Source organism: Roseomonas sp. CECT 9278, from assembly GCF_918698155.1.
In the GTDB taxonomy this organism is placed as follows: Bacteria; Pseudomonadota; Alphaproteobacteria; order Acetobacterales; family Acetobacteraceae; genus Neoroseomonas.
On record NZ_CAKKLX010000111.1, the window covers coordinates 1 to 1,183 of the forward strand.

A 1,183-nucleotide genomic window follows, 5' to 3' on the forward strand; every position below is an offset into this window, starting at 1 on the left:
CCCCGATCAGGTATTGGTGTCCAGAGCGACCGTCTTGCGGGTCAAGCGTTTTGCCATGGACGTTGCGCCTTGATGATCGCGTTGAGGATGGTGAGCAGGCGGCGCAGGCAGGCGATGAGGGCGACTTTCTTGGGGCGGCCGCGCTGAAGCAACTGTTGGTAGTGTGCCCTGAGAACGGGGTTCCATCGGACCGCGGACAGGGTTGCCATGAACAAAGTGTTGCGCACGGAGGTGCGGCCGCCGGCGATGGCGCGATGGCCGCGCGATTGGCCGCTGTCGCGATTGAAGGGGGCGACGCCGACCAGGGCGGCGGCGGCGCGGCGATCGACCTGGCCGAGTTCGGACATCTCGGCGATCAGCGTGCGCGAAGCGACCGGGCCGATGCCGGGGACCGATTGCAGCAGGTCATCGGCGGCGCGCCAGGCGGGGGTGTCGCGGATGGCGCCGTCGATGTCGTCGTCGATCTGGGTGAGTTGCGCTTCGAGCACGCGCAGCGTGGCCTCGATGGTGCGCACGACATGCCTGGCGCGGGCCTGGCGGCGGCGGTTGTGCTCCATGCCGATCATCTCGATGATCTGACGGCGGCGGGCGACCAGTTCGGCCAGGGCCTGAGCATCGGCATCGGGGACCGAGCGGGGCTCGGGGCGGATGCGTTCGGCGAACAGGGCGATGACTTCGGCATCGAGGCGGTCGGTCTTGGCGAGCCGTCCGGTGGCGCGGGCGAAGTCGCGGATCTGGCGTGGGTTGACCACCGCCAGCGGCAGGCCGGCGCCGGCGATGGCCGCGGCGACGGTGAGTTCGAAGCCGCCGGTGGCTTCCATCACCACCAGGGCGGGCGGGGTGTCGCGCAGACGGCCGAGCAAGTGCTCGATCCCGGCACCATTGCGCGGCACGGCGAAGGTCTGTCCCGATGGGCGCAGATGCACATCGAGGCGGTCCTTGGCGACGTCGATCCCGGCGAAGACCGGGGTGGAGGCTGGCTGATCCATCATCACCCGTCCTTGCAAATGCGGGCTCACCAGCGATTTGCGGCGGCCCTGCCGACCGTTCGGGTTCCCGGATGGGACGATGGACGGGGTCCCTTGCTCTGGAGCGGGCTCGATCACCCAAGGCCTGCGCGGGCTCCCGTCCACCTCCAGCCTCGCCGTCTCAGGCCGTGACGGCAAGGGGAAGATACAAGGCC

At 69.3% G+C, this 1,183-nt stretch carries 1 protein-coding gene; it reads right to left on the minus strand.

What is annotated here, in order from left to right:
- Window positions 1-41: 41 nt before the first annotated feature.
- Window positions 42-989 carry an IS110 family transposase gene (locus LQ222_RS26165; protein ID WP_230169806.1) on the minus strand — a complete coding sequence of 316 codons (948 nt, stop codon included), beginning with the start codon at window positions 987-989 and terminating at the stop codon, window positions 42-44.
- Window positions 990-1,183 lie beyond the last annotated feature (194 nt).

Coding starts and splice junctions, on each gene's coding strand:
- LQ222_RS26165 (WP_230169806.1), bottom strand. CDS start 989: ATGGATCAGCCAGCCTCCACCCCGGTCTTCGCCGGGATCGACGTCGCC.